Below are 8,779 nucleotides of genomic sequence, written 5' to 3' on the forward strand. Positions count from 1 at the left end.
TTGCACCGCGGCGTTACGATAACGCGGAAGGATGGTGACACGGTTCCTATGTCGCCTAGCTGAAAGCCTCTCTGCCTTACCAGGCACAAAAGGGCAGGAGAGTAGCGTTACGCCATACGCTCTCTCCTGCCCTGCCTCTAACGAGCGGGGAACATGTTCCTGACCGGCTGACTCTGCGCAATTCGAGCTTCTTCTTGACCCCGGAGACTCTGGTTCCGAACGCCACTGGTGGGCACTCTCCGGCCGGGACCCGGCTTCCGCTGGTAAGTTCCGTGATGGTGACGGGCAACTCAGCGTGCTATGAACGCTGGGCACGAGTCGTTCTTCGCTGCTTCGTGGAACTCCGTTCCCGGTTTCGCCCATGCCGTTCCCCTTGACTCCTCCCCACAGGTAAGCAGACTTTGAGTGCAGTCTCGCGGGAAGGCCCGGCGGGACGCCCGCACTTGGCACCTACGTATCTAAGTACTGTGAGCAGATTTGTCACCCGCGAGCCGAGAAAGGACTGCTGATTCATGACGGAACTGACTCTGGAACAGCTGAAGCCCAGCCGGTCTATCTACGAGCTGCTCTCGGTATGGATGCGTCGGCGGAGAAGAGACGCGTTCGGCCGGAAATCACGCAGCAGAATTCTAACCGGTTGCTTATACGGGCTTCACGCAGGGGTGCTAGCATCACATGACTGGGACGGAAGCTAGACCAGTCTGTAACGCATCGTTCTCTTACTCCAATGGTTCGCCCAAGGGCAGGAGAGGGCCTCCGTTTCGCCTCCACCCTCTCCTGCCATCCCAGTTCAGATGAAGATCCATGGACAGGCAGCCGATTTGATGCCGGTGGCAAGGCGCGGCGCGGCCGGTGGCCGCGAGTGATCAGTTTCCAGGTTCCAGTCACCAGTTTGTGAAGTCGGCCAACGATGAACGTTGTATGAGTCGACCGATCCAACGTGGCTGGTCGAGACGATGATGACGGCCGACAGCTTGCGGCTGGCGGCCAGCCGCCTCGGCGAGCCGAGATGAGCACCGTGTCCCCGAAATCACTCACATACGTGGCGTTCTTGCGTGGAGTGAACGTCGGCGGACACAAACCTGTCAAGATGGCTGAGCTCGAAGCGACGTTCGCCGGACTCGGACTGAAGAACGTGCGGACCGTGCTCGCCAGCGGCAACGTGCTGTTCGAGGCGCCGTCGTCGAGCCGCAAGAGACTGGTGGCGCGAATCACGGCAGGACTCAAGCGAGCGTTCGGGTTCGACGCGACGGTGGTCCTGCGCACGCTTGAGGAGATCGGACGGCTACTCGACTCCAATCCATTCGGAGATGCGAGTTTCCCTGCCCGCGCGCAGCTCTACATCACGTTCCTCGCCGAAGGCGCTCCTGCCGAGGTCGTGCAGCCGGACCGGTCACCGAGAGGGAACATCCGCATGGTCCGTGTATCGGCCGGTGAGATTGCGAGCGTCGTGGTGCTCTCCCACGGCCATGGCACGACCGATCTGATGAAGACGCTCGACCGGCAGTTTGGCCGAATGGCAACGACACGCAACTGGAACACGGTCAAGAGGATTCAGAGCGCGCATGGTAGGCGGGAACGCTGGCCGAAGTGAGGCGCACCATGGACTGTCACGCCGCCTGATGACGGCCGCCACGCGCGGCGGGATCGGATGGTGAGTTTGGCCGAGCGGGTGAGCGCTTGACTTCGCGCCGCCGAACCATAGGATAGCGCCGTGCAACTTGAGAACTGCCCGGCCAGGTTGAAAGGAGCACGTTGATGCTGAATCATCCGAAGCTGACTGAGCAGCGCATCCGCCGGTTTCTGAAGGAACACAGCCGAGATTTCTACGCGGCTAAGGTTCCACTGGCGGCATCGTTCACCCACGATGCCGACCCGATTCCTTTCGCTGAGCTCGGGCAGCGGCAGTGGCGGCCGATTGCAGTCGGTAGCCGCTGGGGCGGGAACTGGGAATCGGCGTGGTTCCGGTTCTCCGGTGAGATACCGGCGGAATGGGGTCAGAAACCACAGATAGACACCCAATCGCCAATCGCCATTCGCCAATCGCCATTCGCCGAGGTCTGGGGCCTGATTGACACGGGCAGCGAAGCTTGTGTGTTTGACGCGCAGGGACAACCGGTGTGCGGCCTGACCTCGGGCGATGGACTGGAGCGCAAAGCCCTGGTGCCAACAAGAGCGAATAGTGAGGAGGGAGGAGAGAGGAGAGAGGAGGGAAGACAAGTTGAGTTCCTGGTGGAGGCTGCCGCCAATCATCTGTTCGGCCACATGCCTGACTGCCTTCTAAAGGAGGCCTGTCTGGTGCTGCTCCGGCGTGATGTCTGGGACTTCTATCACGATTTCTATTTCCTGAACGGGCTGGCGACCGCTCTGCCTGAGGATCATCCGCGCCGGGCCCGAATCCGCTACTCGCTGAACGAGGCGGTGAACCGCTACGGGGCCGGGAGCCGGTCTGAGGTGGCGGCGGCACGGGCCGCTTTGGCCGTCCCGTTGGCAAAGCGCGCCAATGCCTCGGCGCAACAGGTGAGCGCAATCGGGCACGCGCACATCGACGTGGCTTGGCTCTGGCCCCTGCGCGAGACCGTGCGCAAGACGGGGCGGACCTTTTCTTCGGCGCTGCGCTACATGGAGGAGTATCCGGAATACAAGTTCGGCGCCAGCCAGGCCCAGCTCTATGCATTCACCAAGGAGCACTATCCGGGCCTGTATGAACGGGTCAAGGCTGCGGTGAAGTCCGGGCGCTGGGAGGTTCAGGGCGGTATGTGGGTTGAGGCCGACTGCAACATCCCGAGCGGCGAGTCGCTGGTTCGCCAACTGCTGCATGGAAAACGATTCTTCCAGTCCGAGTTCGGCGTCGACGTGGAGAATCTCTGGCTGCCGGACGTGTTCGGCTACTCGGCGACGCTGCCCCAGATTCTCAAGCTGGCCGGGGTGAAGTACTTCACGACCCAGAAGCTCTCGTGGAACCAGTTCAACCGCTTCCCGCATAACACCTTCCGGTGGGAGGGGATTGACGGTACGAGCGTCTTCACCCATTTCCCGCCGAGCGATACCTACTGCGGCGACTTTGAGCCGAAGGAGTTGATCAAGTCCGTTCAGAATTTCACCGAGAAGGACCGGGCCGACCGCTGGCTCTACCTGTTCGGGTTCGGCGACGGCGGCGGCGGACCGTCGCGGCACCAGTTGGAGCTGGCCGCGCGGACTCGGGACTGCGAGGAGTTGCCGCGCGTAACCCAGGAGTTCGCTTCCGACTTCTTCCCGAAGGCCGAAGCTGGGATTGCCGATCTGCCGGTCTGGCGCGGCGAGCTATATTTCGAGCTGCACCGGGGCACGTTGACATCGCAGGCGCGGAACAAGCGGTCCAATCGCCGGGCCGAGTTGCTGCTGCGTGAGGCCGAATACCTGCTGGCGGTAACCGGCTTGGCACACGATTCCAATTTCCCTCACCCTCGCCCTCTCCCAGAGGGAGAGGGAAGGGGTGAGGGTGGAATGGACCTGGGTCATGTCCCGTCGCCGGTCATGTCCCGCGCTCAGTACCCGCGCGAGGAACTGGACCGCATCTGGAAGCTGGTGCTCACGAATCAGTTCCACGACATCATTCCGGGCTCGTCCATCGGCTGGGTCTATCGCGACAGCGCCCGGGACTATGCCGAGATTGTCAGCTTTGCAGAAAAGGCGATTGCCCGTGGCGAGGCCGAGCTTGCTTTGCAGGCGACGACGCGCGGGAACGGCCGGCCGGTAGTCGTCGCCAACAGCCTATCGTGGCAGCGGAGCGACGTCGTGACCATACCGCTTGAGGCGGGGGAGAGTGAGGTCGCGGTTAAGGACTCGGATGGCAATGCCATGCCGGTTCAGGTTGAGGATGGGAAGGTGTTGGTGAAGGCGACCGCACCCTCGATGGGCCACTGCGTGTTATTCGTCACGCCGGTGGCCGGTCGGGTACAGGCACCAGTTTCCTCGGCGGAAACTGGAGCCAGTCCCCTCGAAGTAACCGAGAACCTGCTGGAGAATGAGCAGCTCAGGGCAGAGTTCGACCAGCACGGGCACTTGGTCCGGATCTATGACAAGGTCGAGGAGCGGGAGGTAATCCCGGCGGGCGAGCGGGCAAACGTGCTTGCCCTTTACGAGGATGTTCCGGCGGCATGGGAAGCATGGGACGTTGACGTCTTCTACGAAGAGAAGCCGCCGGTCGAGGCGGAGCTCTTGTCGGCGCGCGTCGGCGAAAAGGGACCGGTGCGAGCGTCGCTCGTGCAGGAATGGCGCATCAGCGAGAAGTCGAAGCTGGTGCAGGAAGTCCGCCTCGCGCGTGACAGCCGGCGCCTGGAATTCATGACCCGGGTCGACTGGCACGAAGAGCGCAAGATGCTGCGGACGTCATTCCCCGTGACCGTGCATGCCGCACAGGCGACATTCGAGATTCAGTACGGCCACGTCCAGCGTCCGACGCACCGGAACACATCGTGGGATGAGGCCCGGTTCGAGGTGGTGGCTCACAAGTGGGCCGACCTGTCCGGGCCGGACTACGGCGTAGCCCTGCTCAACGACTGCAAGTACGGGCACAAGGTTCTGGGCAACGTGCTGGACCTGAACCTGCTGCGCTCACCCAAGAGCCCGGACCCGGAGGCGGACTTGGGAGAGCATGAGTTCACGTACGCGCTCTTCCCGCATCGAGGGGATTTCCGGCGGGGCTGGGTTATTGGGGAAGCCTATTCCCTCAACGTGCCGCTGCGGTCGATTGCCAGCGGGCAACACGACGGACCGCTGCCCGCGAAGATGAGCCGGTTCGAGACGAGCTTACCCAACGTGATTATCGAGGTGGTCAAGCGGGCCGAGGACGACGACTCGCTCGTGCTCCGGCTGTATGAGGCGTTCGGCCAGCCGGCTAGGACAGCGCTGACCCTGCGCATGCCGTTCAGCCGGGCATTCGTTACCGACCTGCTGGAACACAACGTCGAAGAACTGACGGTCACCGGCGGCAGGCTCGAACTCGCGTTCCGGCCCTTCGAGATCAAGACCATCCGCCTCATGCCGGCTGACAGCACTCGCAGGATGGACCAATCAATACAGCACTGAATGGAGGAATTATGCCCCGCGTTATACACTTCGACCTGATGTCCGAACAGCCGGAGAAGCTGGTTGAGTTCTGCACCAACGCCTTCGGCTGGAACGCAGTGAAATGGGATGGCCCGATGGAGTACTGGCTGGTGGGAACTGGCGACCGGTCAAAGCCCGGTATCGACGGCGGCATCGGACGCGGTAAGCCTGTGGACCAGGTCGTGCTTACCCTCGACGCTACTGACCTCGACGCGGCTATCGCCAGGGCGGTAGCGGCCGGCGCGAAGCTCGTGCAGCCCCGTGGCCCGATTCCCGGAATAGGATGGTACGCCGCAGTCCAAGCTCCGGACGGGAACATGTTTGGTCTGATGCAGGACGACCCGTCGGCCAAGTAGGCCAGACTGGTACTGACGTTCGCCTAAGTAATGGGCAGCCTGCGTCACCCTCACCCTTCCCTCCCCCTCAAGGGGGAGGGAACAAAAGGGACGGGGTTGAGAGTTGCGTTGTTTATGCGGACGTCAGTGGTGCGGGTGAGAGAGTGATGCCTACCGACAGCATACGAGTTTGCAGATCGGCGGAAACGGCGGCCGGACGCGGCCGCGATGGAGGTAGTACAATGAGAAGATGTGTCGCGGTCGGCTTCCTGGTCCTGGTGGTGCTCTGCGGAAACGCCGGTGCGGTAGAGTTTGGGGCCGACCTCGGCACCCGAGCCGCGACTCTCTGGCCCGCTGGTTACTATGGCTATCCCGGCGCAGTGCGAGGCGGGGCTTTTGACCTGTTGGCAGATGTTCCGTTGTCCAAGGTGTTCAGCGTCAATTTCCGGCCCGGCGGATTCACGAGCACCGACAAGTGGAAGGCCGATGACGGCACGACCCCGGCGGTGAACTTGTTCGCGCTCGACGCACGGGTCGCGCTCTTCGCTTCCGTGCCGATAGTGAAGGATGCGGTGACCGCCTATGCCGGCGTCGGGGCCACATTCGACTGGGTCCGCTACTGGAACGTCAACGTCACCGACCTGCCCTTCCAGAGGGTTGTGCGGACCGGCGTCACCGTTGGTGTTCCGGCCGGGCTGAAGCTCCGCCTGTCGCGGTGCATCACGGCCTGCCTCGAGATGGAGGTCCCGGATCAGGGCTGGTATCACGACGTCATAGAGGAGAACTCGGCAGCGGAACGGAAGCTGGACTGGTCGCAGTACGGCAGCGTGGAGCCGAGCGTCTGCGCGGCCGTCTACCTTGCGCATTAACCTACCGTGAGCAGCGGACGGTTCTTCGAGAGGGAGTCCGCTCTTCCCGGACGCCAAGCCGCGACGGTCTCCGGCAGTCCGGAGTCGCCGTGAATCAGTCGTACGCTCGACACTTGAACTACACCTCAGTGAACGAGGACTGGCGGACCGAGGTCGAGGGGCTGAAACTGCGACCGGGCGACCGCGTATTATGCCCGACAGGGAGCGGTGTCCGGCCGCTCGCGCTTCTGGCGGCCGAGGATGTTCGCCTCACGGCGATTGATTTCGCCCCTGCCCAGAACCACTTGCTACGGCTGCTCATCGCGGCGCTGCAGGAGCTTTCGGTAGAAGACGCGATGGGCTTTGTCGGTCTCCACGACCGCCCGGCGGCAGAACGGCTCAACCGTCTCGTCTGCCTGCATCTGCCTGAGGCCACGCGGGCCTTTTGGACCGCCCACCGGAAGAAGATCGCCCGGGGTGTGCTCTACCAGGGCCGCTTCGAGCAGCGCTTCCAGCAGCAGGCGCGCATGATTCGCCGATTTCGCGGCAAGACAGTCCAGGAGCTTTTTGCTTTTGACGATATCGAACGCCAGCGGGCGTTCGTCCAGACGAAGTGGGATACGCGGACATGGCGGAGTGTCTCCCGGCTGGCGCTGAATCCGTTGGTCCTTCGGTTGACCGGCGCCGACCCGGCCTATTACACCAATACTGCCGAGCCCCCGCGAGTCATGCTCTATCGCACGATGCTGGCCGGCCTGAACCGCCATGTGGCCAAGGACAACTTCATGCTTTCGCTGGCTCTTACCGGCCGCCTGCCGGAGAGCGACCTGCCGCCCCACCTGCGCGCCGACGGCATCGCCCGAATCCAGCCCCGGCTGAGAAACCTCGAGATAGTCGACGCCGAAGTCGTCGCGTACCTCAAGTCTCCTGACGCTCCGCGCTTCGACCGGTACTCGCTCTCGGACGTTTGTTCCTACATGAATACCAGCGAGTTCTCCGACCTGATTCACGCGGTTGTGGAATCGGCCGTACCCGGTGGCCGCTTTGTCCTGAGGCAGTTCCTCACGCGCTACGAGGTCCCACCCGAACTGACTTCGCGCCTGGCACGAGAACCGGCACTCGAAAAGCGCCTGGCGGCTGAGGACCGGTCAATCGGCTACGAGTTCATCATTGCCGAGGTCGCGGGGCAATAGACAATTGAGAACAGGGAGCGGGAAAACCCGAGCCTGTCCTTCACCCTTCTCGATTCACTATTCGGCATTTCCGGAGAGCGATGGCCGGTCGTAGCGACCGGGTGCTGATAGAGGATTACAGCCCGGCGGCCGACAATGAGCCATGCATGGCGTTGGAGCGCTCCGCTCCGCAGGGGAAGAGCCGCCGGCTCAGCTTCCGACGCAGCACGTTTCACCGGCGCGCCGAGAACTTCGCCGACCACAAGCTGATTGTCGCCCGACTGGAAGGGGCGGTAGTTGGTGTGGTCGGGGTCGCCTTCAAGGACGTCCGGTTGTATGGAGAGCCACGTCGAGCGGCGTTCTACTTTGACCTGCGCGTCCATCCCGAATACCGGCGACTGGGCGTCGCGTGGCGACTGGCGCGTGAAATAACCAGGTTCGGCGACGCACGCTCGGACTTCGGCTATGGCTACACAATCGATGACAACCGGGAGGCCCGGGCCATGGCCTGGTTCCGCGCCCGGACCCCCGCGTCATCCTGCCATTTTCTAGCATATCCGACCTATGCGCGCCGCCCGAGCCGCAGCGAGGCCCGGGCAGCAAGCATGGCCGAGGTGCATGAACGCCTGCTCGCCACTGTTCCGCCGTTCGACTTCTACACTAACCCGCTTGTCGGCGGTAGCACCGGCGGCCACGTTGCGAGCTGGGTCCTTGACGATGCCGGATGCACGGTCTGGAGCAATGAGGGCATCTTCGCCGAGGTGGTCGAGGCATTGCCGCCCGGGGGCATGCTTGCCGGCCGCATGCTCGATTCCCGACTCCTGCGTGGCCTTCCTCATCCCCACATTCCGCGTGTGGGCGAGCAGATCAGGTCTTGGTACCTCACCGATGTCCATGGCCGCAATCCGATGCAGGTCGCCGACCTCATCCGGTTCGTTTCGGCCAGGGCCCGTGACCAGGGCATCGATTTTCTCCACATTCCCTTGCTGGCCGGCGACGAGTGGGCCGCGGCCGTAAGGCACGACGTGCCCTTGTCCTTCGCACGTCAACTCCGCTATCTGCTCTTCGCGACAGCGAACGGCCGTTCCCTGCCCGCCATGCGCCGATTCTACCTCGATATCCGAGACATCTAGTACGCGGCGGACACGCACTTTTTCATCCCAGAATCCGACACAGCAGTCCACCACAAAGGCAGGTATGGCAGTCAAGCTGTGCGTTAGCTGTCTCGCTTTCGTTTGAGTTGTCTGCTGCCGCTGACTCGATCTGAGTCGGCGGCTCCTTTTCGCTCGGTCGGCAGTTCAATCAGTCTCACCAGTGGGTTACCCCCACTTGC

Annotated in this window: 6 protein-coding genes; all 6 read left to right on the forward strand. The window is 62.8% G+C overall.

Annotation, left to right across the window (positions count from 1 at the left end):
- Window positions 1-940: 940 nt before the first annotated feature.
- The 6 genes from VMH22_08210 to VMH22_08235 all read left to right on the forward strand — a co-directional run bounded on the left by VMH22_08210 (window position 941) and on the right by VMH22_08235 (window position 8,579).
- Window positions 941-1,594 carry a DUF1697 domain-containing protein gene (locus tag VMH22_08210; protein ID HTW91678.1) on the forward strand — a complete coding sequence of 218 codons (654 nt, stop codon included), beginning with the start codon at window positions 941-943 and terminating at the stop codon, window positions 1,592-1,594.
- Window positions 1,595-1,758: 164 nt separating this feature from the next.
- Window positions 1,759-5,070, forward strand: a complete 3,312-nt coding sequence (locus tag VMH22_08215; protein ID HTW91679.1) for an alpha-mannosidase — start codon at window positions 1,759-1,761, stop codon at window positions 5,068-5,070.
- Window positions 5,071-5,081: 11 nt separating this feature from the next.
- Window positions 5,082-5,447 (forward strand): VOC family protein, encoded by a 366-nt coding sequence (locus tag VMH22_08220; GenBank protein HTW91680.1) that lies wholly within the window; start codon window positions 5,082-5,084, stop codon window positions 5,445-5,447.
- Window positions 5,448-5,668: 221 nt separating this feature from the next.
- On the forward strand, window positions 5,669-6,295 hold the full coding sequence (locus VMH22_08225) for a hypothetical protein (protein HTW91681.1): 627 nt from the start codon (window positions 5,669-5,671) through the stop codon (window positions 6,293-6,295).
- Between the two features lie 89 nt (window positions 6,296-6,384).
- Entirely contained in the window at window positions 6,385-7,467 is a 1,083-nt protein-coding gene (locus VMH22_08230; GenBank protein HTW91682.1) for a DUF3419 family protein, read from the forward strand.
- A gap of 80 nt (window positions 7,468-7,547) precedes the next feature.
- A complete protein-coding gene (locus VMH22_08235) occupies window positions 7,548-8,579 on the forward strand; it encodes a GNAT family N-acetyltransferase (protein ID HTW91683.1) in 1,032 nt (343 codons plus the stop codon).
- Window positions 8,580-8,779: the final 200 nt, after the last annotated feature.

The organism is bacterium (assembly GCA_035505375.1).
In the GTDB taxonomy this organism is placed as follows: Bacteria; Hydrothermota; Tepidihabitantia; order Tepidihabitantales; family Tepidihabitantaceae; genus UBA2258.